Annotated in this window: 22 protein-coding genes; 9 read left to right on the forward strand and 13 right to left on the reverse strand. The window is 60.9% G+C overall.

Annotated features, from left to right (window positions below):
• Positions 1-13: 13 nt before the first annotated feature.
• The 9 genes from WC739_RS00780 to WC739_RS00820 form a co-directional block, all read right to left on the reverse strand.
• Complete coding sequence (locus WC739_RS00780; protein ID WP_372951093.1) at positions 14-2,092, reverse strand: hydantoinase/oxoprolinase family protein; 2,079 nt, start codon at positions 2,090-2,092, stop codon at positions 14-16.
• A 76-nt stretch (positions 2,093-2,168) separates the two neighbouring features.
• Positions 2,169-3,149, reverse strand: coding sequence for an ABC transporter substrate-binding protein (locus WC739_RS00785; protein ID WP_372951094.1), 981 nt, complete (start codon positions 3,147-3,149; stop codon positions 2,169-2,171).
• Positions 3,146-3,880 carry an isochorismatase family protein gene (locus WC739_RS00790; RefSeq protein ID WP_372951095.1) on the reverse strand — a complete coding sequence of 245 codons (735 nt, stop codon included), beginning with the start codon at positions 3,878-3,880 and terminating at the stop codon, positions 3,146-3,148. The genes WC739_RS00785 and WC739_RS00790 overlap by 4 nt, the downstream gene beginning before the upstream one ends.
• A gap of 32 nt (positions 3,881-3,912) precedes the next feature.
• The gene (locus WC739_RS00795; RefSeq protein WP_372951096.1) at positions 3,913-4,680 is read right to left on the reverse strand and encodes an ABC transporter permease; all 768 of its coding nucleotides are present in this window, start codon (positions 4,678-4,680) and stop codon (positions 3,913-3,915) included.
• A complete protein-coding gene (locus WC739_RS00800) occupies positions 4,677-5,492 on the reverse strand; it encodes an ABC transporter ATP-binding protein (protein WP_372951097.1) in 816 nt (271 codons plus the stop codon). Before WC739_RS00800 ends, WC739_RS00795 begins: the two co-directional genes overlap by 4 nt.
• A 15-nt stretch (positions 5,493-5,507) precedes the next feature.
• Positions 5,508-6,497 carry an ABC transporter substrate-binding protein gene (locus WC739_RS00805; protein WP_372951098.1) on the reverse strand — a complete coding sequence of 330 codons (990 nt, stop codon included), beginning with the start codon at positions 6,495-6,497 and terminating at the stop codon, positions 5,508-5,510.
• Positions 6,498-6,525: 28 nt separating this feature from the next.
• Positions 6,526-7,599 carry an alpha/beta hydrolase family protein gene (locus tag WC739_RS00810; protein ID WP_372951099.1) on the reverse strand — a complete coding sequence of 358 codons (1,074 nt, stop codon included), beginning with the start codon at positions 7,597-7,599 and terminating at the stop codon, positions 6,526-6,528.
• Between the two features lie 545 nt (positions 7,600-8,144).
• Positions 8,145-9,002, reverse strand: coding sequence for an alpha/beta hydrolase (locus WC739_RS00815; protein ID WP_372951100.1), 858 nt, complete (start codon positions 9,000-9,002; stop codon positions 8,145-8,147).
• Between the two features lie 270 nt (positions 9,003-9,272).
• Entirely contained in the window at positions 9,273-10,073 is an 801-nt protein-coding gene (locus WC739_RS00820) for a glutathione S-transferase family protein (protein WP_372951101.1), read from the reverse strand.
• Positions 10,074-12,140: 2,067 nt separating this feature from the next.
• On the opposite strand from WC739_RS00820, the gene WC739_RS00825 reads away from it, so the two are divergent.
• From WC739_RS00825 to WC739_RS00850, 6 genes are all read left to right on the forward strand, one after another.
• Positions 12,141-12,449 carry a hypothetical protein gene (locus tag WC739_RS00825; RefSeq protein WP_372951102.1) on the forward strand — a complete coding sequence of 103 codons (309 nt, stop codon included), beginning with the start codon at positions 12,141-12,143 and terminating at the stop codon, positions 12,447-12,449.
• Between the two features lie 399 nt (positions 12,450-12,848).
• Positions 12,849-13,139: a hypothetical protein gene (locus WC739_RS00830; protein WP_372951103.1), complete on the forward strand. Its 291-nt coding sequence runs from the start codon at positions 12,849-12,851 to the stop codon at positions 13,137-13,139.
• An 84-nt stretch (positions 13,140-13,223) separates the two neighbouring features.
• Positions 13,224-13,697 carry a MucR family transcriptional regulator gene (locus WC739_RS00835; protein WP_372951104.1) on the forward strand — a complete coding sequence of 158 codons (474 nt, stop codon included), beginning with the start codon at positions 13,224-13,226 and terminating at the stop codon, positions 13,695-13,697.
• Between the two features lie 564 nt (positions 13,698-14,261).
• Positions 14,262-15,404, forward strand: coding sequence for a glycosyltransferase family 9 protein (locus WC739_RS00840; RefSeq protein WP_372951105.1), 1,143 nt, complete (start codon positions 14,262-14,264; stop codon positions 15,402-15,404).
• A gap of 608 nt (positions 15,405-16,012) precedes the next feature.
• The gene (locus WC739_RS00845; RefSeq protein ID WP_372951106.1) at positions 16,013-16,759 is read left to right on the forward strand and encodes a hypothetical protein; all 747 of its coding nucleotides are present in this window, start codon (positions 16,013-16,015) and stop codon (positions 16,757-16,759) included.
• Positions 16,756-17,454, forward strand: a complete 699-nt coding sequence (locus tag WC739_RS00850; protein ID WP_372951107.1) for a hypothetical protein — start codon at positions 16,756-16,758, stop codon at positions 17,452-17,454. The genes WC739_RS00845 and WC739_RS00850 overlap by 4 nt, the downstream gene beginning before the upstream one ends.
• Before the next feature lie 170 nt (positions 17,455-17,624).
• Here WC739_RS00850 and WC739_RS00855 read toward each other — a convergent pair whose 3' ends face one another.
• The 4 genes from WC739_RS00855 to WC739_RS00870 form a co-directional block, all read right to left on the reverse strand.
• Entirely contained in the window at positions 17,625-18,317 is a 693-nt protein-coding gene (locus tag WC739_RS00855) for a hypothetical protein (RefSeq protein WP_372951108.1), read from the reverse strand.
• Between the two features lie 870 nt (positions 18,318-19,187).
• Positions 19,188-19,436, reverse strand: coding sequence for an ATP-binding protein (locus WC739_RS00860; RefSeq protein ID WP_372951109.1), 249 nt, complete (start codon positions 19,434-19,436; stop codon positions 19,188-19,190).
• Positions 19,437-19,611: 175 nt separating this feature from the next.
• Positions 19,612-20,184: a GNAT family N-acetyltransferase gene (locus WC739_RS00865; protein ID WP_372951110.1), complete on the reverse strand. Its 573-nt coding sequence runs from the start codon at positions 20,182-20,184 to the stop codon at positions 19,612-19,614.
• A gap of 23 nt (positions 20,185-20,207) precedes the next feature.
• Complete coding sequence (locus tag WC739_RS00870) at positions 20,208-20,432, reverse strand: hypothetical protein (protein WP_372951111.1); 225 nt, start codon at positions 20,430-20,432, stop codon at positions 20,208-20,210.
• 341 nt (positions 20,433-20,773) lie between these two features.
• Between WC739_RS00870 and WC739_RS00875 the strand changes: the two genes are divergently transcribed.
• From WC739_RS00875 to WC739_RS00885, 3 genes are read left to right on the forward strand one after another with little or no spacing between them, the layout of a single operon-like run.
• Positions 20,774-21,652, forward strand: a complete 879-nt coding sequence (locus tag WC739_RS00875; protein ID WP_372951112.1) for an amino acid ABC transporter permease — start codon at positions 20,774-20,776, stop codon at positions 21,650-21,652.
• Positions 21,652-22,413: an amino acid ABC transporter ATP-binding protein gene (locus WC739_RS00880; protein WP_372951113.1), complete on the forward strand. Its 762-nt coding sequence runs from the start codon at positions 21,652-21,654 to the stop codon at positions 22,411-22,413. The genes WC739_RS00875 and WC739_RS00880 overlap by 1 nt, the downstream gene beginning before the upstream one ends.
• A gap of 40 nt (positions 22,414-22,453) precedes the next feature.
• Positions 22,454-23,281, forward strand: coding sequence for an ABC transporter substrate-binding protein (locus tag WC739_RS00885; RefSeq protein ID WP_372951114.1), 828 nt, complete (start codon positions 22,454-22,456; stop codon positions 23,279-23,281).
• The last annotated feature ends 166 nt before the right edge of the window (positions 23,282-23,447 follow it).

Raw genomic sequence — 23,447 nt, forward strand, 5'->3', positions numbered from 1 at the left:
TCGTTCCCACTCGTCAGTTCAAGGTGATGAAGATGTTTTGGTGGTCATCAAGCGCGGCGGTCGATCCCGGGGGCATGGAGATGGTGCTGTCGGTCGCCTCGATGATCGCCGGTCCCTCGATGCGATCGGGCATGACCGCCCGGTCGTAGACGGGGGTTTCGACCCAGCCTTCCTGCTCGCCAAAATAGACCCTGCGGCTGCCCTTTGCCGCACCGGCTGCACGATTTCGGCTTGAGGGAAACCTGAAATCCAGCTTGCCGTGCCGAAGGCCGCGACCGACGAGCCGGATGCTGACCGTCTCGACGGCGTCCGTCGGCGCGTAGGAATAGATGGCTTCGTAGGCGGCCAGGAATGCCATCCGCAGCGCCTGCGGATCGGGATCGTCTCCAAGCGGGATCGGCAGGAAAAGCTCCTGACCCCGGAAGCGCATGTTCAGTTCCGGCAGCAATTGCATGTCGTCGTCCGACTTGCCCTCCGACATCAACGCCGCGCGGGCGTCCGCGCGCATCTGGTCGAGCAGGTCGTTGACCCTGGCATGATCGAATTCGGCCAGCCGGCCGGTCATCGGCCGGATGAAGTAGCGCTCAATGTCACCCGCCAGCATGCCCATCGCCGTGAAGACCCCCGGCGATGCCGGCACGAGCACGCGCGGCATCGACAGGAGCCGGGCAATGTCGACGGCGTGGACCGGTCCAGACCCGCCTATGGCAACCAATGTGAAGTCACGCGGGTCGACACCGCGCTCGATTGTGACCGCGCGTATGGCGCGCGCCATGTTGGCGTTGACGACCTCGCGGACACCGAAGGCAGCCAGTTCCGGAGACAAACCGAAGCCGGCGCCCAGTTCGTCGTGGAGCGCATCGCGCGCCTTGTCGACGGAAAGCCGCAGCGACCCGCCCGCAAGCGAGTCCGGAAGGTGTCCCAGTACCAGATTGGCGTCGGTGACGGTCGGCCGCGTGCCGCCCAGGCCGTAGCAGACGGGGCCCGGGTCGGCCCCCGCCGAGGTCGGCCCGACGCGGATCAGGCCACCATCGTCGGCATAGGCGATCGAGCCGGCGCCGCTGCCGACCTCCGCCACGTCGACGCTGGGCACGCTCATCATATAGCCGCCGGCCTTGATGAAGCGGCTGGGCGTGCTGATGCCGGCGCGGAACTCGTACTCCGTCACGCGCGACAGCTCGCCGTTCTGCACGAGCGAGGCCGATGCCGTGGTGCCGCCCATATCGAACACCACCATGTCCCGCAGGCCGATGGCGTCGCCTAGACGGGCGCCACCGGCAGCGCCGGCGGCTCGGCCCGACGAGATGAAAAAGACGGGCTTGGTTCTCGCCGTCTCCGACGACGCCAGGGCGCCGTTCGAATTGCATACAAGCAAAGGCGCCTTGATGCCGATCGATGCAAGGCCGTCTTCAAGCCGGGTCAGATACTTCTCGAGCACCGGACGGACATAGGCGTTCACGGCCGTGGTCGAGGTCCGCTCGTACTCCTTGGGCTCGGGCAGCACAGAAACGGACGTCGTGATCTTCAGCAGGGGGAAACGCGCGGCGAGGATCTTTTCGGCGGCATGCTCGTGGACGGGATTTGTGTAGCTGTTGAGAAAACACACGGCGAGCGAGGTGATGCCGCTGTCGACGAGTTCGCTGGCGACCTGAACCAGTTCCACCTCGTCCAGGGGGATCAGGACCTTGCCATCGAAGGTCATCCGCTCGGTAACCTCGCGCCGGTGACGGCGGGGGATCAGTGGCAGCGGCTTTTCCCATTGCAGGTCGAACATGCTGGGCGTCCGCAGGCGGCCGATTTCGAGGACGTCGCGAAAACCCTTGGTCGTGATCAGGCCGGTCGGTGCCCCGGTTTTCTGCAACAGCGTGTTCGAGCCGACAGTGGTGCCATGAACGACCTCTTTGACGGCCGCGGCATCGACCTCGGCGTCCCGCAGCAGCTGGAGCACGCCAGTCAGGACGGCCTCCTCGGGCCCGGCCGGCGTAGACGAGACCTTGCGGTGGACGATGCGGCCGTCGGAATGCGTGAGCACCAGATCGGTGAAAGTGCCGCCGATGTCGACGCCGATCCGCACTTCAGCAGAATTTGTCATCAAATGTCTCCGTTGGCGCATTTGCGCAGCAATTGTCGGTGCGACCCTGCCGAAGTCGCGAGCGATGGGGTCGCGATCAGGTGTCCATGCAGTCGTGCGCGAACAGGTCGTGAAGCTGGACCGGACGCGCCTGCAGGCCATCTTGGCGCGACCAGCGCATCTGGGTTTCCAGGACGGCCCGGTTCGCGTCGATGCCATATGGCCAGAAGTCAGATCCCATAAGGCCCCGGATTTCCCTCACGATGGCCGCCGGCCAAGGGAGTGTGACCTTGGGCACCTGGATCACGTCGAGGTCGGCAATGGCGAGATCCCTGGCCGCCTTGAAGAGATTGTAGACTTTCCGCGTCAATCCCGGATTGCTCTGTGCGAGGGAGCGTTTGACCCCGACGGCGTGCATGATCGGGAAGAGGCCGCTCCGCGCAAACCATTCGCGCTCGGCCAGATCGTCGAAGAGCCGTCTGACGAGCGGCTCTGGCTGCAATGCGGCCTGTGGCGTGCGCAGGGAAATGATTGCATCAAGCTCGCCAGAAAGAAGGCCCTGCTCGAGGCTCGTTCCTTGTGGTCGCATCGTCAGCGAGACCCCCGCGGGCGGTCGGCCAAGCGGAAAGTCCAGAGGCTTCAGACGCTCCACGTCACCCACCCGCCAATCGATCGACGACGATTCGATGCCATACTCGTCGCGCAGCAGGCCGCGCACGACGACAGCCGCCGTCATGTCGTATTCCTGCAGGCCGATCGTCTTGCCGGCCAGGTCTTCGGGACCGCTGACGCTGCCATCCGCGCGGACGAAAATCGAACCGTGGCGGAATGCCCGCGACACGAAGGCGGGGACGAGAACGTAAGGGCATTCGCCCTTGGAGGTCGCCGTCAGCGTATTGCTGAGCGAAGCCTCGCAGATATCGAATCCGTCGCCTTGATAAGCCATGGCGAATGTCTGCTCCGGTCGAAGGATGCTGATCTCGAGTGGCAACCCACCGAGATCCACGCGGCCGTCGCAGAGCGGCATCGTACGATCGTAGTTCCAGAACGCGGTGCGCATGACGAGGCTCGACTTCACCCGCCCATCCGCGGGCGCCCTGCGCTCTGCGTGGCGGCGTCCAGGCCCGAGAACACCTCGAGCACCCGTGCGCTGGAAACCACGTCGGAATATTTGGCGTTCATGTCTCCGAGGTTGACGGCATGAGAGACTTCGGAGCGGTCGAAACAGGCATCCTCGACGACCTGCACACGGAAATTGTTGGAGAACGCGTCGATCACCGTGGCGCGCACGCAGCCACTCGTGGAGACGCCGCACACGACCAGCGTGTCGACCTTGAGGTCGACCAGGAAGCTCAGCAGCGGCGTGCCGAAAAAGGCGCTGGGCTTCGTCTTCAGGATGACGACGTCGCGGTCTTCTGGTGCGATCGCGGCGACGATTTCGTTGCCGCGAATTTCCTTCTCTGGATCTTCAAGCTCACGGGCGTTCTTCCAGCGCCAGCTGCCGGCGTCGAAACCGTCCAGACGTCGCGTGTTGGTCGAATAGAAGACCGGGACGCTCTTGTCGTGTGCCGCATCGATGAGCCTGCGTATGACCGCAAGGGCATCCCAGGCGTCGGTCCCGCAGGAATTGCGCCAGGTCTTGATGGACTCAAGCAATGGCTCTGACTTCTCGCCGCAGAAATTATAGCTGGCGTCGACGATCATCAGAGCCGGCCGGCTGCCAAAACCCATTGGGTTGGCGTAGCCCGAAGCCTGCATCGCCTCGCGATCCTTCGCGGTCCAGTACTGTTCCCAGATTCGTGCTGTCATGATGCTGCCTTTGCTCGATTTCGTTATGACGCTTAGTGCCCGCCGCCGGCGATCACGCGGTGCGATATGTGCCAGGGGATCACGAAGCGCTCGGCGATGATGATCAGGTAGAAAAGGATGGTGCCGAGGATTCCAAGCAGGACGATCGCGGCGAAGACGCGTGTGATCTCGAACGAGCCCTGGGCAACCATGATGACGTAGCCGAGGCCGACCTGCGAGGCGACAAACTCACCGGCGATGGCGCCGACGAGCGCGAGCGAAATGGCCACCTTCATGCCGGCGAAGATGTAGGGCATGGCCGCCGGGAAGCGGATGTACCAGAGCACCTTCATCGGCGAAGCGCGCATGGAGCGCGCCATGGACAGCGTGTCGGAATCGACCGAGCGAAGCCCGAGGACCGCGTCGATGACAATCGAGAAGAGAGCGATCAGCATCGAGATCGCGACCTTCGAGGTGAGGTTGGTTCCCATCCAGATGATGAAAAGGGGCGCCAGCGCGATCTTCGGGATGGAGTTCAGCGACACGAGCAAGGTGTAGAGCGTACTTTCGAGGACACGCGAATAGACGATGCCTACAGACATCGCGATGCCCACGAAAAGGGCGAGCAGAAAGCCCAGGATGCAGGCCGCCAGCGTGTAGTAGGCATGCATGGCGTACCAACCGAGATTGTTCCAGAGTTCGGCGAAGATGGCGGTGGGAAGCGGGAGGATGTACTGCGGAACCTGCATGAGGCGCGCGCCGATCTCCCAGAACGCCAGGAAGCCGATGAGAACGATGGCCGGTTCGAACCGTCTGATCATGGGTGGCCCCTCAAGAAACCCATCTCCTGGAAGATGTGGCGGATGTGCTTGGCATAGACGCCGAACTCGGGCGTCTCGCGCATGTCGAGCGTGCGCGGTCTTGGCAGGTCGATCTCCAGGACCTGGACGATCCGGCCGGGACTGGTGCCCATCACGACAACGACGTCCGACAGAAAGACCGCCTCGCTGATGCCATGGGTGATGAACATCACGGACTTGTCGGCCTGCATCCAGATGCGCTGCAGTTCGAGGTTGAGCTCGTCGCGGGTCATGGCGTCGAGCGCGCCGAAGGGTTCGTCCATGAGCAGCAGAGAGGGGTCCTGGATCAGGGCCCGGCAGATGGCGACGCGTTGCCTCTGCCCGCCCGACAGTTCCCATGGAAAGCGTTGGTCAATGCCATCAAGCCCCATCAGGTGCAGCAGCGACTTGGCTTTCTCGATCCAGGCCGGGCTGCGCTCGCCGCGAAAATCGACAGGCAGGAGGATGTTGTCGATGACCCGACGCCAGTCGAGGAGGATGTCGCGTTGGAACACGACGGCCATGTCGAGGGGAGGATCGCGCACGATTTTGCCGTCGACGGCGATCGACCCCGCGCTGAGGTCGGTCAGGCCGGCGACACATTTCAGCAGGGTCGACTTTCCGCAGCCGCTGGGGCCGACGATGCTGACGAACTGACGCCGGCCGATCTTGAGGTTGATGTCCTTGAGCGCAACGAAGCCGGTGTCGCCGTTGTACTGTTTGGTCACATTTTCGATCACGACATGGGCCGGCCGCGCCAGCTCCATGTCGTGGGCTTTGCCAGGGGTGCTCAAGGACGATTGCATGAGCTACTCGGACACGAACTCGTTCGTGTAGAAATCGCTCGGCTGCTTGCCGGCGGGAATGAGGCCAGCCTTTTCAAGCGTGGCGATGCCGATCTTCCAGTCTTCGTCTGACTGCCAGCCGATCTTCTTGCCCTTGGTCGCGTCCGTGTCGAGGAACGCCTTGTATAGGGTAACCTGCCTTTTCAGGATGTCGCCATTGAGCTTGTCGTTGGGCCGCTGCGCGAGGATGGCGGCGACGCCCTCGTCGATGTGGCTCGGATCGCTGTAGAGATAATCCCAGGCCTTGACGGCAACCGCGACAAACTTCTTCAGCACCGGTGCGCGGTTCTTCAGCGTGGTGTCGCTCGTGATCAGGCCGTAGCTCGGCAGGTTCATGCCGACATCGGCGAGCATGATGCCCTTGGAGGGGCGCGTTTGCGCCGCAACGGCAATGCCGAGCGGGACCGTCATGATGACCGCGTCGACCGTCTTGGCGTTGTAGACGGACATCTGGGAAGACGAATCGACGTTGATGAGTTCGATCTTCTTCGGATCGGCCCCACCGGCGACGAAGAAAGGCTCTGCCAGCACGCTCGCGCTCGTCGTCGCCACATAGGCTACCTTGCGGCCTTCCAGGTCCTTGACGCTGTTGATCCCGGAGTCGGTGGGGACCAGGGCGCCAAGGTCGCCGCGACGAACGAAGCCGGCGATGGACATGACGGGAAGGCCCTTCGTGCGGGCGACCGCCGCGACGTTGAGCTGCACCTGGCCGATGTCGATCTCGCCCGACGCGACCTGCTGGATGGTGACATTGGATCCCTTGCCGTCCGAGATCTCGACGTCGAGGCCCTCGTCTTTGAACCAGCCCTTCTCGGCGGCCAGGTGGAGCGCGGCGTGGATGCCCCATGGCAGGAAGTCGAGCCTGACGGTTACTTTTTCCTGTGCCCAGGCTGTACTGGCGGCGATGGTGGAAGCGGCAATTGTCATTGCCGCGATCATAGTCCTGATTTTCATGCTTCCCTCTTGTTGTTGTTGGACGGTTCTAACGAGCGATGCGATCGAGCAACCAGTCGACCTGATACGGGATGACCTGGCTCCAATTGTCCATCGAGCAATGTTCCGCTCCACCCTCATCCGGGGTGTAGAGTCTCAGGGTCTTGTCGTGAACGACAAGCTCGTCGAAGGTTCGCTGTGCCGAAGCGACCGGAACCATCCTGTCCCTGGCCCCGTGTGTAATCAGCACCGGGCATTGAATGCGTGGCAGCAGGCCCTCAAGGGTAAAGCTGCGGTACTTGGCCCGCGCCTCTTCGTCGCTCGCGCATCCGCCGATCCACCGCAGCTGCTCGCGCAACGGCGGATAGTAGTCGTAGAGATCGGTGAGGACGTCGTACAATCCGCCCCAGATACAGAGCGCCTTGAACCTCGGCTCGAAGGCCGCGGCGCGCGGCGCGTAGTATCCCGCCATCGACACGCCCAGCAGGCCCAGGCGTTCGTGGTCGAAATCCTGGCGCGTCATCAAGGCATCGATGGCGGCCTTGACCGGCGCCTCGGTGTCGGCGCGCGTGGACAGGTTGAGGCGGCGCAAGGATGATCCCTGGCCGGGCATGTTGAAGACGAAACATGCCGCTCCGCGCGCGGTGAAATACTGGACGCCGCGGAAAAAGTTCTCCTCGGGCAACGCGTCGGCGCCCGACAGGAACATGACGCATGGCGGCAGGTCGTTCTTTATCCTGTACCGGGGCGGAAAGTACCACGCGTCCAGCGCCGCCCCCTCGAACGGCACCGACATCCTCTCGAAAGGATGCACGGACAACGTCAGTGCGCGCTCCCAGCTGGTCATTGCCCGCTCGTAGACCTCCATCTTGCGAGGATCGGACCCCGCCACGCCTCGTTCTGCCGCGCGAAAAGCCGTGAAAGCGCGGAAGTAGAAGTCGCTTGCGGTCGCGTCGTGCCCTTGCTGCCGGGCGGCATCCGCCTGTCCTTCAAGCTCTTCGGCCAAGCGAAGGAACGCAGCGTACCAATCCTCGCGATTGCCGGCGCGAATGTGCTTCACGGTCCGCAGCAGTTCATTCGTGTCGGCGGCGCCCTGCGCGGCTTCCGAGAACAGCCAGGTCAACTGAAACGAGTCGACGTGAGCTTCCGGACTGCCGTCGCTCCAATAGTGAAACATACCATTTCTCTTAGCTAACTGTCCGGTCAATTACGCTAGAAATCCACGAATTCATCCGGGCGTCAACCCCATCGCGCAAAAACACCAGAACTGAACGGATTACGGAGATAATAGCGCATTTTTTGTACGATGTGCATAGATCGATGGCCGAAAACGCTCGCATTTTGGGCATGCAGTCGCCGCGCCGCACGCATCACAGCGAGAAAACCTAATTAACTGGATAGTCAATTATGTGGAGACGCGGTTGGCCATGCGTGAGGCCAGGCGGACCGGACAAATCCGGGCGGCTGTAAACTGGACGATGCGGGAGAAAGGGCGCGGGCTCACCCGTGCGGCGTCGGCGTCCCGCTGCGGCGACCGAACGCGCCCGCAATCAGCAGACCGGACGCAAGCGCGTTGGGTGGCTTATGCTTCGCGCTCGCAGCTGGAAGGCCGGCACGGAAGCTCGTCGCGAGCCGGTTCGCCTGCGCTTTGCAGCATGGCTTGCTCAGTCAGGCAATGCGCGTCGCCTTCATCGCGACAGAGATCGACGCGAGGATCGCGCTGCCTGGACGGGCAAGGCTTCGAACGGTTTCGTAATGGTCCGCTCCCGGCAGAACAATGCTCTCGCAGCGCGCGCCCGCGGCCTGGCAGCCCCGGGCCAGATCAGCGGCCTGCCGGCGAAACTCGTCCGTCTCGCGACCACCGACCGCGACAATGATGTTCAGATCGGGCGTCAGATGCGTAACTGGACTGCAGGCGCGCACGTCTTGTGCATCGAGATCCAGACTGGCGTTCAGATAGCTCAGGCGTACCGGCTCAAGATCATAAACGCCACTGATCGCGCAGCATCCCGCGACAGTGGAGCGCAAGGCCGGCGAAAGGGCCGCCATCAGCGCCAGATGTGCGCCGGCGGAGTGCCCTGCTACCCACAGCTTCGACGGATCATGGTTGAACTCGCCGGCGCGATCGGCCACCCACCCGACTGCATCGATCGCATGCTGCACGATGCGCCCCATCTGTGCCTCGGGCGCCAGGGGATAGTTGGGCAATGCGAGGGAAAGGCCGGCGGCGTTAAAGGCAGGGCCGAGAAAAGCAAGACCGGCCTTGTCGAACGAGCGCCAGAACCCGCCGTGAAAGAAGACGACGCAGCCCCCGCCGCCTGGCGCGGAGTAGACGTCAAGGAGCGCGCGTGGATGCTGGCCATAAACGACGTCGGGATGGCTGACGCCGCCTGAGCGGGCCTCGTCGCTTGCGCTGGTCCACTCGCGGATGATCGCCTCATAGTCCATGACGGTCCGTTGATTGTTGTACTCGTCGTCCAGGGCCGCCTGATTGTATCCGCGCCAGACCTTGAGGTCTTCGTTCATGCTTGTCACCCTTCGTTTGCCCCGGCTATTGGTGCGCAAGGCCAACAGAGACGGCCACGGCGGGGATCCCGTTGCTGCCGCCCTATGTGCCCGCCTTCATATCGATCGAGAGGACCTGCTCCAACCTCACCACTCTTGCCGTGCAGGCCTCGTCCCGGCCACCCGGCGAACCCAGGCCGATCGTTGCCGGCCCAATGGCCGCGTCCAGCACCGAAGTCGCGCGGATGCTACGCGGAAAAAGTTGCATCTTCAGCCAACCCGACGCGCCTGTCACGGATGCGCTGGCGACGGCTTCAGGGCGGCGCTCGCGGCGCGCCCGTATTGCGCCACTTCCGCAAGTCGCACCGGCGGCAGCAATGTGCGCGGGTGCCCGCCATATGCCGGCCGCGCGCAGGCCCGGCTGTACCAGTCGGTGATCCGCGAATACGTCGCAAACAGCCGTTCGAGGCTGAAGGCCTCGAGGGCCACGAAGTAAGGAAGCAGGGCAATGTCTCCAAGCGAGAAGCTTTCGCCCGAGATCCACGGGCCGGCATTCAGCGCTTCTTCCATCTCCCGGCAAACGGTTGCGAATACAGTCAGGCTCTCCTGCGCGTCGGGCGCATTGAGCCCGAGTTGGTAGAGTCGGGACTGTTTCTCGCGACGGCGCGGGTCGGGAAGTGCCGCCAGCATCGCCTCGACGGTTTCTGCACTCTTTGCCTGCCAAGCCGGCCTCACCAGGATCGGCCATGCAATGCCAGGCCAGGCGGGATGGAGCACCTCGTCCACCAGTTTTGTCCACCGCCGCATCCGGGCCCGCGCCAAGGGGTCGTCGGGACGAAGCGACGGCTCGGCCCAGCGATCGTCGATGAACTCGATGATGATGGTCGATTCGGCGATCACGTCTGCGCCGAGCCGCAGCACGGGCACGAGGCCTTTTGGATTGAAGCGCAGGAAGTCGGGCCTCAGGTTCTCTTTTGCCCCGAGATCGACATGATGGTCGGTCCAGGAAAGCTGCTTCTCTGCTAGGGCAAATCGCACCTTTTCGCCGCAGGGGGATAGCGGATAATTGTAGACCTCGATCAAAGCGGTCAACTTTCTCTCCTGGCTCAATCGGGCGCTACTGTTCTTCGCTCTGGCGCGCGAGATCGGAGCAAACACTGCAGCTCGAATAACATGATAGACAATTGATCGGTCAACCGCTTTAGGATTGGCACCGTCGTGTGCGGCTCGAACGCCAGACACTTCCTCCGCCATTGCTCCGGTCCTGCCTCCCAGGGGGCGGGCATTTCTCCGGTCACAGGGAGCGGCGGGCGTCGCAGCGGATGGCTGCTCCGACCTGAGGTCAACTGGACCGGACCGGCGCCGGCCTGGAGGATTTTAGGTCCGCCGCGCGCTGAGCGTCCGCGATTTGTAGAACATTCGATATGGTGCGATAGCGTAAGCCTAGTGAATGAACGCGGCCGGCGGGACATGGGGCGACTTTCCAAGAGTTTGATCAGCATTTGTCTGTGCGCGCTGCTGGTCCAGCCAGCGATGGCGTCGAACACTCCATGCAGCGGCCGAAAGGGTGGGGTTTCTCACTGCCAAGGAAGGACCTTCATTTGCAATGACGGCTCGGTGAGTGCCAGCAAGAAGGATTGCTCCGCTGAATCCGGTGGCGCCTCCAATCAGTCGCTCGGCCTGATGGGTACTGAAGATGCGGAGATGGCGCCGGCTGGATCCCAAGCCGAGTGCTCCTGTCGGGAGGGGCACTATTGCACTGGGCCGCGAGGCGGGCGCTACTGCCTAACCGACAGTGGCGCGAAGAGCTATCTGCGCAAGTGAGCTCTACCGTGCTCAGACGTCCACGGGATCCATCCGCGCCTCTTGGGGCTCTCGTTTATATCGTTGTGAAACTCTAGTTGATCGCCGCGCAGCGTCAGATGGCCGAGTTAACCGTGTTTGTTTCCATTTAATTAGATTGCTAAGTGGACGGTCAGCAGATGAGAAAAATCAATCCGGTCTGCGCAGCAATCCTTCTCGGCCCATTCATTTTTGCGGTGGTGCTGTTTGTGTTGGCATTGGTTTCCGAGCGAGCGACGCCTGCTCGACCCGATGGTAGTTTCACCTCATCGATCAGATAAACGCGCGGAGCTCTAATTGATCGTCTGACCTTTTGGTATTTCGCTCGGCGTCGTAGGTCCCCCTACTGCTGGTTAAAATGAAGGCTGTCAGCTCCAATTCTCCGGCGGGGAGCGGGGCAGGTGCTTAGCAAGGGACCTGACGCGGGCCAGGCCGATGCCGTCGAATGCGTCGAAGAGATCGGAGCCGCCCGTCCCAACACGGGCAGCGCTAAGACGGCTCCAGGCCGTTGCCAGTCTCATTGATCAGGCGGAGGCAGATGGCGAGGTGGCCCTCACCATGCCTGCGCCCGATCGAGCGAAGCGTGGGCTCGCAATAGCATTGACCTGGCCGGCTGCCGCGGTTCTCGGCGTTGATTGCCCGACAATCGTCCCGGTCACCGACTCCAATGCGCCAGCAATGCTCTCTCGTCGAGAGGCACGCCAAAAGACACGGGCACATCTTGTCTGAAGGGAAAAATGGGCGGCGGCGACGCCCACTTGCGCCCAATTGAGTCGCGGTGAAAGGACGGCGAAAAAATGTGCAGATCGATTGTAGGCGAGCGCTATTGTCCCGCCTTTTTGCCGACCGCCTCTCCGTCGCGCGAACGACCTCGTTTGGTTTTTCAAGGGTCACCACCGCGCGAATCTATCGAGAGTTGGTGTTATCGCTACAGGCGGCTGATGAACCGCACGGCCTAAGCCACCGGTCGAGGTCTGCCCATCCTCGATCAGTTTGAGGCGCTTGGCCCTGATCGCGGACCGGATCGCGGCCATGATGTCTATGCGGCCGCGCACAATCTCAGTGCTGGCCGCCTACATTGAGGCGAAGGAAGCCAACGCCAAGGCCGCTTTCGATGACGGGGCGGAATGAGCGCCATATGAGGAATCCGAACGCGCCGTTTTTGCGTTCCTTGCGAGACGCTGGAAGGCGTGCGGACCAAAGCCCGGTTCTTTCTTAAAACCCAGGAGCCGTTCGACTCAATCCGGGCTTGCTTCATGCTGGCGAGCAAAGAATACGCGCTCTTGCCTTCCTTCGCTCGCTCTTGGGGGAACGCAAATGACGGCACATGCTTGTCCTGCCGATCTGCCCATGCGCCGATCAATTGAAGACGAAATCGAGCGCGTGATTTCCAAGCTCGATTATTTTGACGCCGACCCCGATCTAGAGCCATGGCTTGCAGGCGGCCCCGAAGTCGTCGGGACCGATGACCGCGAAGGGGACTATTGCGACCTGGAGGACATGAACAACGCCGAAGGCTCTTGCGCCGAGGACTACGGGGACGCGGCATGGAGCAACGACCCTAGCCTGCCCCAAGAGGGCCAGCTGTGGCTTGCCGACCAATATGCAGGGCTCGCCCCACGCTGAAAACTCGAGACTGGCCAGACCATCATAGCCCGCTGCCTCACGGTGGCGGGCTTCATTGTTTGCGGACCCGCCACAAGGCGGCAAGCAGGCCGGAACGTCCCGTCAGCGGCGGGCAACCCGCGTGCGTCTTAGTGCTTTTCGTCCAAATCAAAATTCCTTGGTTGGTGGTTCCGCGCCGACGCATTCGACGAAACTGTTTTTTACCACGGGCAGTGGCTTTCGAAACTTCGGCAAGGTGCATCGCAGGTGCCTTTCATCCGTTGATGCCCACCCGCACGAAGGGTGACTGCATCGGTCGTTAGTTCAAGAACGTTCTGAACTATTCCCCAATAACCCCGTTGTTGGTTTGAATTGCTGTGCATGGTGGGAGCCTGCTATTGCCAAACCGGATTAGGAAGCATGACGCGTTTATCAATCGCCAAAGAGCTTGAGAGCGCCGCTGATCGCATCGCCGATATTCCCCAAGCCAATCTGCCATCAATCCTAAGACGGGCTGCATTGATGCTCCGAAACGTCCCCGGCATGTCGCTCCATGCGAGGGTGGAGGACGCACTGAATTCTCTTGCCGCCGAAATGCGGATCGGTCAGACGGACCTCATCAAGATCATATTGCGGGATTGGCTAGAAACGAACTCCTATATACCCGTAGGACAACTCGAGGATGACAATGAGACTGACGGCATCGCTTAGGTGTGGATGGCTTGCCTTTGCTGCCAAACAGCCTAGCTATCCCCAGCGTCTTCCGGCGCTCTCAATCCCCACAAGGATCATCGAATGACTGACCAAGCCAGCGACAACGCGGCCGAACTAGCCGAACTGACGGCAGACGTTGTGTCCGCATTCGTCAGCAACAATTCAGTTCCGGTCGCGGGTCTGTCGGATTTGATCGCTTCGGTTCACCGCTCCCTTTCGGGTCTCAGGGAGCCTAGCGCAACGCCGCCCAAGGAGCTTGTACCGGCCGTCAACCCGAAGAAATCGGTGACGCCGGATTTCATCATCTGCCTGGAAGACGGCAAGCAGTTCAAATCGCTAAAGCGGCACATCCGTGCCCGCTACAATCTGACGCCGGACGCATATCGCGCCAAATGGGGCCTGCCGGCGGACTACCCGATGGTGGCGCCAAGCTATTCCAACAGGCGGTCAGAAATGGCGAGGTCATTCGGGCTGGGCCGCAAGGCAGAGGCCGAAGCGCCGGTTGTTGAGAAGGCGCCTTCGAAGCGGAAGACAAAGGCCGCTACCCAGCCGTAGGAGGCCGTACCGGTCCCGTCGCCTGCCACTGACTGAACGTCGCATCTTGCCCAGTGATGTCACGCACCGTCTTAGCAGCACGGCGTGCGTTGGCTGGAGGCTCGATGATGGTCACAGGTAGCGATATAAGCGGCTTAACAATGTTCTCTTGTGCAGTGCCTCCGCCATGAACCGTTCAATTTCATCGTTTTGGCAATGCTTTGAGGGTTTGCTCGAGCCATTGCGACAATTGCCGAAGATGGCGAGTTTTGCGCGCGCCATATAGGCTCTGGCTTGGCCGCGACAGTCTTGGAGTTGACAGGCACGCGGAGGTGTCGGCAAAGGCCAAGGCAGGATGGCGCAAGTCACTACGAGCATAAGCAAAGCTGCGGATGAAAGAGGGTCAGTTGGCAATCCTTTTTCGAGGACGGCCAACGTCCTGGACAATCGCAATTTCCTCCTCCCTGCTCGCGGGAGGCCGGCGTCTTTGCGGCGATGTCAGAATATCGGTCGCTCGTGTGGAACTGCTGTTGCGGCTCGACGTTGGTTGCGATGCACGAAATCTACCATCCGTCGTGATCCAGCGTGTCAACTGAACCGCATCACCTTAAGCACGCGATACACTCGATCCTGATCATCCAGACGAAATACATTGGCGATGTCATTCTGACATCCGCGATGGTGCGAAACCTGCGGCTGGCCTATCCGGATGCCACGGTCACCATGCTTTGCACCATGGGACTGAGGCAATTCGTGGTCAAACAACAGATCGTGGACCAAGCCATAGGTTTTGACATCCGAGGACGGGGGATGAGTCTTTGGCAACGCTTCAAGGAGTACCGAAGCGTACTCGCGGAGGTTCGCAGCCGGGATTTCGATCTAACCATAGATCTGAGTGACTCGAAATCATCGCGGCTGTTGCATCGGCTGATAGGGGCGCCTCTCCGTGTTGGCTTCGATCCTCCTGAGAGCCCTTTAAAATTCTGGGAAACCCAGCCCGCCAATATCTTGGCCGCCACACATGGCCATGGCGATGCGCATTACCTCCAAAGGTATCTTTCACCACTTCGGGCTTTAGGAGTGGACGTAGCCGACCCGATACCTAGACTTGAAGCCGGCCCAGAGGCACGTGCCGAATGCGCAAAGGTACTGCAACAGATCAGCTTGGCCAGGGGCACCTTTATCGCAGTACACGCCGGCGCAAGATTCGAAGGCAGGTGCTGGCAACCGGAGCGCTTCGCCAGGGTGATTGATGAGATCTACTCAAGGACCGGTCTTATATCCTTGCTTATTGGTGGCCCGGAAGAGAGTGCGACCGCGCAGAAAATTATCGAGACCGCGGTGTCCCCCGTAAGAAGCCTCGTGGGTAGTGTCTCCCTAGAAACATTGACTGCGCTGCTTGCCGATGCCCGCATTTTCCTGGGAAATGAGAGTGGCCCGATGCATCTCGCGGCCTCAGCTGGAACACCCGTGGTGGGTATATACGGTTTGACGCCCCCTGATATCTGGGGGCCTCTTGGCGTTCCCAACCGAACCATTGCGCCGCCATTACCCTGCCAGTGTGTGGCCCCGGGTCGCTGCCGTCCGAATAATCCCGGCGGTGTCTACTGTGTACACCGGGTCAAAGTGGTGGATGTCGCGATTGCAGCATTCGAACTGCTTCAGGCCTCCGGATTGCTACTTGACCATTTCGATCCCACATCGCCCTGTGGAGAGGCCGCGTTATGAGTTGCCGTGCCCGACAATTGATGGGCGAGTTCCCTAATCATCGTACCGTTGCGTCGTGACGGGCATAATATCAATTAAAGCGCTTATAGCGCTGCCGCGATCCGCCGAACCACGTGTTATGAAGTCTTCTCGACTTGAAATGACGAGGTGATCGAAGAAAATGGCCGGACAGCGCTCCCTCTACCTCAGTAGCCGCGCGCTTTTGCGCGGTCGCACCGATGAACGCATATGTCGTTGTACTTATGCACCTCGCATATGGTGGTCTTAGCCCCGATGAAAACTCCCAGAATGCAGGCTTGCGATCAGTCTCTCGCTGACATCGAGAAACGAAGCCGGGGTTATCCGGCTCGCCGAGCCATCTCCCGCAACACCAATCGTCAGAACGACGATCGACTGCTCTTCGGTCTGGCGACTCGTAGAACCCTCATTCGGATCGGCCGGCCTTCCGCCGGTATCGCGACGCACGTATCGACCCACCTTCGAGTTGGCACAGGCACTGAGGACTCATTAATATCCCGCCCCCAGCGATTAGCTGTGCTCTGGGTCTTCCGCCTGCAGTGCTCCCATGCATAATCGAGTAAATTCACATCAAATTGTCGAGTTACAACATGATACCGATCTACATTGGGTATGATCCACGCGAATCCCGGGTTCTGGACGTAGCGCGATGGAGCGCCTACCGGCGGACAAGCACACCGTTGCAGATAGAGCCGCTCGTGCTCAAAGATCTTGAAACCCAAGGGATCATGAAGCGGCCGATGGAGGTCCGCGATGGTAAGCTATGGTGCCCGATTTCCGATGCACCGATGGCGACTGAGTTTGCCATATCGCGATTTGCCGTTCCGTTTCTACGGCAAAGCGGCTGGGCCATGTTCTGTGATTGCGACGTCCTTTTTCTGAAGGATCCAACCGAACTGTTCGACCTGGTCGATCCTTCCTACGCGATTATGGCGGTCAAGCACCGGCAACGCGAATCGGAGGCGGTCAAGATGGACGGACAAATGCAGACGTTCTATCGCCGCAAAAATTGGTCGTCGGTCGTTTTGTGGAATCTGGATCATCCCGCCAACAAACGGCTGACCAACGAAATGCTTAATACGTGGCCCGGGCGTGACCTCCACGCCTTCAAATGGCTTGAGGACCATGAGATCGGGGAATTGCCTCTGGCATGGAACTACCTGGTCGGGGCTTCGGCTTCCGAACTTGACCCCGCCGATGTTTCGCTCGCGCACTACACGCTCGGCGGCCCTTGGTTTGCAGGCTGGTCCGGCGCCACGCAATGGGACGAATTGTGGACCCGAGAAGAGAGCATTCTGCGCGCGTATGAGGAATGTTCGGGCCACCTTCCCAAATGACGACTGCACTTTCTGATCTCTTGCCATTTTTCTCAAAGCCAAAACTTCTCTTGCCCAAGGCCAGTGGTCCCGCCCTGGTGATGGGGTCGGCGCCGAATTTTCGCCTCCCGCAGCGCCATGATGGCAATTGGGCACTCGTGACCGTTAATGCCTCCCAGCTATTGGCTGAGACGTTCGGCCTCTCTGTTCCCGATATCGCCGTGATCCGCCGCGGCATTTTAGTCGACGCGGGTAAGCAGGATTTCTACAAGCGCGACTTGTTAAAAGGACGTCAGGTAAAGCACCTGATCATCCCGGTGTGGCCAGACGTGGAGGACAAGCTGAAAGCCGGTTGTCGCACCTTCAATTATCGCTATGACACCTTGCAGGCGTTTACCAAGTGGCAGCTTGCCAACATCGTTTGGCAGCTTAGCGGCAAATATCATATGGGCCCCGGCTGGCACCGCAAAATCTCCACCGGAGCCTTCGCCATCATTCTGGCCCGTTTCGCCGGTTTTGCTCCTGTTGTCGTCAGCGGGTTTTCCCTGTCCCAGGCCGGGCATGGATACGATAGCCGAAATGCGTTCCGGTATCACGCGGATGAAGATGCGAAGGTGCTTAGACAGGTGGTGAGACGAGGCGAGCCAATCTATGCGGAGGATAGAGACTTCGCTGCAGAAAGTGGATTGCCCTTGTGGCAGGGCCAGATGCCGTGACGACTAAGCCCGTGAGCCACGCCACCTCAGTGCCCAAGCATTTGAGGCTTCCGCTTTGCTGCTTTCGAAGCGGTCTCCCGTCAGCTGGAAAGCCGTGGACTAAAATCATGATTGAAAGGTCAATTGTTGCCTAGTTTCGAACGGCCCTGCTATCAACACTGAGACAGACATCAGGACACCATTGCGGCGCTTCGCAAACAACTCGCGTTGAGCAACGACACTGAGCCGATCGACTTGATACGGCACATCGCGGCCAGAGCCGTCGTCCCCGCTACCGGATCGTTCGAGGGAAAGAAGATATGGAAGTCGCGTGGGACCGTGCCGTCCGCCAGCGTGTCGTCGCCAACGAGGAGGATGTCGAACCGGTCCTGCGCTAGAGGGTGAGCGAGCTCCGCCTTGTCGGTCGTTTGAACTAGGCGACGGAGATATTCCATCCTCTCCTGGATCCGCTGGAAGTATCCGAGCTGATATGCGACGGCGAGTTCGCGACTAAAGAACACTGAGCGCTGGGCGAAGACAGGCACATAGTCTAGCTCCCCAATGAAACCAGCAAGCCGGGTTTCCGGCGCGGTCTGGCGGCTGCAGCGACGACTTGCGGCCAGGGGCGAGGTTGCGGACATATCGATCGTGAGGGCGGAGGCAGCCGATCCGGCGATGATCGCCACAGCAGTGATGCTCAGCAGCCAGCGCCCCCAGGACCGTCGCGCTAAATCTTCAGGGAACGGGCATCGTCGCACAGTTTCGCAGATGAGTAGCGTCGTCGCTGCAACGGCGATCAGCAAAGACGTGCCGGAATATAGGTTAGGCAGATGCAGGTCGAACAGCAGGAGTTGTGCCAGCAGCGCCCAGACGATGCCGGACACAATCAAGGGGGGCGATGACAGGTGTCCGAATTCCAGCCTTATTGGTCACGTCGGGGGCTAGGGAACGCAGGGACAGTGTGCGCAGCAACAGGATCGTTGGGGCGGCAAGCAGAATGATGAGCCAGAACCAGAAGCGCGGATCGGCAGCGCCGCTGCAGTGAACCGCGAAAGCCCAAACGATCGCCGCAGACAAAGTCCGCTGAGCCATCTGGTGGGCCCGTCTCTTGGGGTTCCAAGGAGGCGAGTAGGTCTCCCCAGTTGTTGCCTATGCACCCTGTCAATTCCGCAGATCTGGTGGGCATTGTTGTTGGCGCCACGGAGAGTCCGAGCGCGCAGACTGCGAAACGAATCAGGCGACCAATCATATCAATCCGGTGATCTTGAGTTGACCGAGCTTTTGGATAGGGTGTCCGTTGGAGTGGGCCTCTTTAACGTTCTTGCAATGCCTGTGCGCGCCGCGCTCCACCAGGTCTGCACAGGCCCTCCATCTTCCCTCGATCTCTGACCGGTAGGCAGCTTGCACAAGGAGGCACTCAATGATTGCCCGAAATTTCTGCATTGCATGTGCGGTCGTTGCTGTTTTCGCCGTCCTGTTTTCCAACCTCGTCAACAACCAGCACAAATATGGCGGCGTCACACGCTTGGACGCGAATTTTCGGCTGCCTTGACGCCGCAAATTGCCACCAGGTTTACCGAACCTCCGGCACTATCGCGGCTTGGCCATCGAGGTCCTGAAGACCATCTCGAAGAGCGCGCCGCCGGTCAGCGGCGGTCGGTGGCGGACGTATCTGCGTGCGCTTCAACGATGGCGTGGACCACCGAAAGACCGAGCCCTTTGCCGCCAAGCTCGCGCGCCCTGATCGGATCGCCCTACATGAACGGCTCGAAGATGCGTGTTCTCACGTCCGGCGCGAGTCCGGCCCCGTCGTCGGCGACGCTCAGCACCGTCTCGTCGCCGTACGCGGTCAGCGAGATCGTGATCACGCCGCGCACCGTATAGCGCCGCGCGTTCGTGACGAGTGCGAGAAGGGCTTGACGGACGCGGACCGGGTCGACAACCACGGCGATGTCGGACAGATCGAGGGAAAGCGTGAAGCCGTCGGCTCTCAGATCGGCCACCTCGGAAATCTGCTTGGGAGGTGAACCGGTTCGACGCGCAGGTCGAGGTACCCGCTGTCGGCAGCGTCACGGTGCACAGGTCGTCCACCAGCGGCGTCAGACTATCCACCTGAAGGATCAGGCAAACGCCGCCGTTTATGCGTCGGAACACGGCGTCTCAGCACATGCATGCCGATCATGACGCGCACTCATGAAGTGCTGGACGGCCAGACATCCACTCGTGACGCAGGATGGCGTATTGCATGGTGTTTTCGTAGATCGGGTTGCCCGCATCGTCATTGGTGAACGATACGAACTCGATGAACACGCCCTCCCGGCGCATGCCGAGCTTTTCGCAGAGGCGCTTTGAAGGCTTGTTGTGGTCCTCGACATAGGCATAGATCCGGCGGAAGCCCCTTGCCCGGAACAAGTGATCGAGCAGGGCTCGTGTCGCTTCGAACGCATATCCTTGGCCACCAAACTGGGGATTGAGGTTCCATCCGACCGAGGTCGTCCCGTCTTCCTCCTCCTCTCCTGCCCCGCCGCCGAAAAGATCGCCGATGACTTGACCGGTCTGTTTCAGGCATACAGCCACGCTGCCCGCGTCGAGGGCGCGCTTTTTCACCTCGGCCTTCGCCTCGGCCAGGTCCGCGAGCTTCAGCGATAGGAAGCAGGTGGCGGTGGGCGCCCGCAAATAGGCAAAGAGGTCTTCTGCATCCCCCTCACGGAAGCGCCTGAGGGTCAGGCGTTCGGTTTCGACGATTTGCATGCCCGGTACCCTTCGAGAGTTGGTCAATGATGCGCATGGGACTGGATGCGATACCCGGCCAGCGTGAAGAACACCACCACCGCCAGCAACGCGATCAAACCGGCCGCCGTCGTCAACGACACTGAGTGCGCCTGGGCGAAGACGCTTCCGCCTGCCCTGGTCAACGCATCACCCTGCGCACCCGAAATCTGGCCTGCGACGATGGAGGTGTCGCCGATCGTTCCGGATGCCTGCTCGAACAGATCCAATGACAAAGCCGGAAGGGAGTGCGATGGTTCGGCTGAACACGCTCGACGTGACGACGCCGAACAGGGTGATGCCTAGACCGGTGCCCAGTCCATAACCCGTCGCCTCCAGCGAACCGGCCGCGCCGCTCTTTTTCGGGACGACGTTCAAGCGTCTTCGAGCGGCTGCTGGAAAGCCGATGGGCCCCACCAGATACGCTGTCCAGCGTCGCCTGACAGGCTTTTGAATTTATGCATTTTCATCATAAATCGCATGTCGATAATTCGTTTGTTGGCATCACTTAAACACCCATAAGCTCGTCCCTGACATAAATTGAAGCTCGCAAAGAGCTCAGGGGAATGAGATGAACGCTTCCGTGCTTGCCGACCCAGGCAGTCTCGTCATCGTGCCTCGCCGCCAGATCGGCACCAAGATCATGGCCGCCGTCTGCATTGTGTTGTTGCTGCTTCTGGTGCGGGCCTTCTGGAACGGCGACATCGGCTGGAACTATGTCGCCGAGAACCTGTTCTCGAAATCGGTGATGAGGGGCGTCGTCAACACCATCGTCATGACCTTCTTCGCCATGATGCTCGGCATCCTTCTCGGCGTCATCGCCGCCATCATGCGGATGTCCGACAACCCGGTGTTTCGCAGCATATCGGTCGGCTATGTCTGGCTGTTCCGTGGCACGCCTGCGCTGCTTCAGCTGCTGTTGTGGTTCAACCTGGCTCTGATCTTTCCGACGATCGGCTTCTTCGGGCTGTTCTCCGTGCGCACCGTCGACGTGATGACGCCGTTCGTCGCGGCCTTCCTCGGCCTGGGCATCCAGCAAGGCGCCTACACGGCGGAGGTCGTGCGCGCCGGCATCCTCTCCATCGACAAGGGCCAGTTGGAGGCCGCCCAATCGATCGGCATGACCAAGCTGCGCGCGATGATGAAGATCGTGCTGCCGCAGGCCATGCGGGTGATCGTGCCGCCGATCGGCAATGAGACGATAGGCATGGTCAAGCTGACCTCGCTTGCCAGCGTCATCCAGTATTCCGAGGTGCTGAGAAGTGTGGAGGACATCTACTACGTCAATTCCCGCGTCATCGAACTGCTGATCGTCGCCGCCGCCTGGTACATGGTCGTGGTCACCGTGCTCAGCATCGGCCAAATCTACATCGAACGGCATTTCTCCAAGGGCTGGGGCCGCCGCAACCAGACGCAGGCCGTGCAGCCGGCAGCCGTGGAGGCCGCGTGATGGAAGCGGTCATCACCGCCAAGGGTCTGCAGAAATATTTCGGTACTTTTCATGTGCTGCGCGACATCGAGTTCGAGATCATGAAGGGCGAGGTGGTCTGCATCATCGGCCCCTCGGGATCGGGAAAGAGCACCTTCCTGCGCTGCATCAACCAGCTCGAGACCATCGACGCCGGCTATGTCGCCGTCGATGGCGAGATCATCGGCTACCGCCGTGACGGCAACCGCCTCCATCCGCTGCCCGACAGCGAGATCGCGCGGCAGCGGCAATCGGTCGGCATGGTGTTCCAGCGCTTCCATCTGTTTCCGCACCTGACAGTGCTGCGCAACATCGTCGAGGGGCCGGTCGGCGTGCAGAAGCGGCCCCTGCAGGATTGCGTCGCGGAGGCGCGGGCATTGCTGCAGCGCGTCGGGCTGGCCGACAAGGCAGATGCCTATCCCGGCGAACTCTCCGGCGGCCAGCAGCAGCGCGTCGCCATCGCCAGGGCGCTGGCCATGAAGCCCAAGGCGATGCTGTTCGACGAGCCGACCTCGGCGCTCGACCCCGAACTGGTGGGCGAGGTTCTAGGCGTGATGAAGGAGCTGGCCGCTTCCGGCACGACGATGATCGTCGTCACCCATGAGATCGGTTTCTGCCGCGAGGTGGCCGACCGTGTGCTGTTCATGGATGCAGGTTGCATCGTCGAGTCCGGCACCGCCGCCGAGATTTTCGAAAACCCACGAAACCCAAGGGTCCGCAACTTCATCTCCGCGGTGCTCTAGGTCCCTTCCAATCAAGACAAACCCAGTGAGGAGAACTTCAATGAAAATCACCCACCTGATCGTCTCGGCGATCGCTCTGCTTACGGCCAGCGCGGCTTGCGCCGAAACCAAGCTGAACCTGATCACCGATGGCGAAATCCGCATCCTGACCAACCCGATCTATCCGCCGATGGAGTTCGTCAATCCCGACAGCGGCACCATCGACGGCTTCGACGTCGACCTCGCCAACGCCGTCGCCAAGAAGCTCAACCTCAAGACGGTGTTCGTCACCTCCGCGTTCCAGGAGCTACAGAGCGGCCTGCAGACCGGCCGCGCCGACATGATCATTTCGGGCATGAGCGACAATGTGAAACGCCAGGCCAGCATGGATTTTGTCGACTACATCACCAGCGGCCCGATCCTGTTCACCACCAAGGCCAATGCGGGACAGTACAAGCAGACGGTCGACCTGTGCGGCAAGACGGTTGCCGGCAGCCGCAGCACCAGCTTCGGTGAAAATGTGAAGGACTGGAGCGCCGCCAATTGCGAAGGCAAAGGCAAGCCGGCGATCAAGTTTGAAGGCACGGCCGATTCGAATGCCGCGCGCATGGGCATGAAGCAGGGTCGCTATGACGCGGTCGTGCAGGGCATCGAGACCATCGCCTACCAGATGAAGCTCGAGCCGGATACGTTCATCCTCGTCGGCGATCCGTTGCTCAGCAACGACACGTTCGGCATGGGCTTCAAGAAGGACAACACCGCGCTTCGCGACGCGGTGGCCACCGCCTTCGACGAGGTCATCAAGGACGGCACCTATGGCGAAATCCTCAAGAAGTGGGGCCTCGTTCACAACGCGGTGCCGAAGGCCGTCATCAACGGCGTGAAGTAAGGCGCACCAGCGTCTTCCGGGCCGGCGCCGTCTTCGAAAACGCTGCAGGCCCGTCTCCAGAAGCCAGCAGTTGGCCGGAGCCGTCAGGCTTTGTCGGCAACCCCTGCTTCGTGCCAACGCCGAGCTCGAGGAAACTCTTGGGCTCGGCAGCCAACCTGCCCAACAG

This window comes from Mesorhizobium sp., assembly GCF_041661565.1.
Taxonomy (GTDB): Bacteria; Pseudomonadota; Alphaproteobacteria; order Rhizobiales; family Rhizobiaceae; genus Mesorhizobium.

Excerpts from the sequence above, each read along its gene's own strand:
- WC739_RS00780 (WP_372951093.1), bottom strand. The coding sequence starts at position 2,092 with ATGACAAATTCTGCTGAAGTGCGGATCGGCGTCGACATCGGCGGCACT.
- WC739_RS00790 (WP_372951095.1), bottom strand. The coding sequence starts at position 3,880 with ATGACAGCACGAATCTGGGAACAGTACTGGACCGCGAAGGATCGCGAG.
- WC739_RS00795 (WP_372951096.1), bottom strand. The coding sequence starts at position 4,680 with ATGATCAGACGGTTCGAACCGGCCATCGTTCTCATCGGCTTCCTGGCG.
- WC739_RS00805 (WP_372951098.1), bottom strand. The coding sequence starts at position 6,497 with ATGAAAATCAGGACTATGATCGCGGCAATGACAATTGCCGCTTCCACC.
- WC739_RS00815 (WP_372951100.1), bottom strand. The coding sequence starts at position 9,002 with ATGAACGAAGACCTCAAGGTCTGGCGCGGATACAATCAGGCGGCCCTG.
- WC739_RS00825 (WP_372951102.1), top strand. The coding sequence starts at position 12,141 with ATGACGGCACATGCTTGTCCTGCCGATCTGCCCATGCGCCGATCAATT.
- WC739_RS00830 (WP_372951103.1), top strand. The coding sequence starts at position 12,849 with ATGACGCGTTTATCAATCGCCAAAGAGCTTGAGAGCGCCGCTGATCGC.
- WC739_RS00835 (WP_372951104.1), top strand. The coding sequence starts at position 13,224 with ATGACTGACCAAGCCAGCGACAACGCGGCCGAACTAGCCGAACTGACG.
- WC739_RS00845 (WP_372951106.1), top strand. The coding sequence starts at position 16,013 with ATGATACCGATCTACATTGGGTATGATCCACGCGAATCCCGGGTTCTG.
- WC739_RS00850 (WP_372951107.1), top strand. The coding sequence starts at position 16,756 with ATGACGACTGCACTTTCTGATCTCTTGCCATTTTTCTCAAAGCCAAAA.
- WC739_RS00865 (WP_372951110.1), bottom strand. The coding sequence starts at position 20,184 with ATGCAAATCGTCGAAACCGAACGCCTGACCCTCAGGCGCTTCCGTGAG.
- WC739_RS00875 (WP_372951112.1), top strand. The coding sequence starts at position 20,774 with ATGAACGCTTCCGTGCTTGCCGACCCAGGCAGTCTCGTCATCGTGCCT.
- WC739_RS00880 (WP_372951113.1), top strand. The coding sequence starts at position 21,652 with ATGGAAGCGGTCATCACCGCCAAGGGTCTGCAGAAATATTTCGGTACT.
- WC739_RS00885 (WP_372951114.1), top strand. The coding sequence starts at position 22,454 with ATGAAAATCACCCACCTGATCGTCTCGGCGATCGCTCTGCTTACGGCC.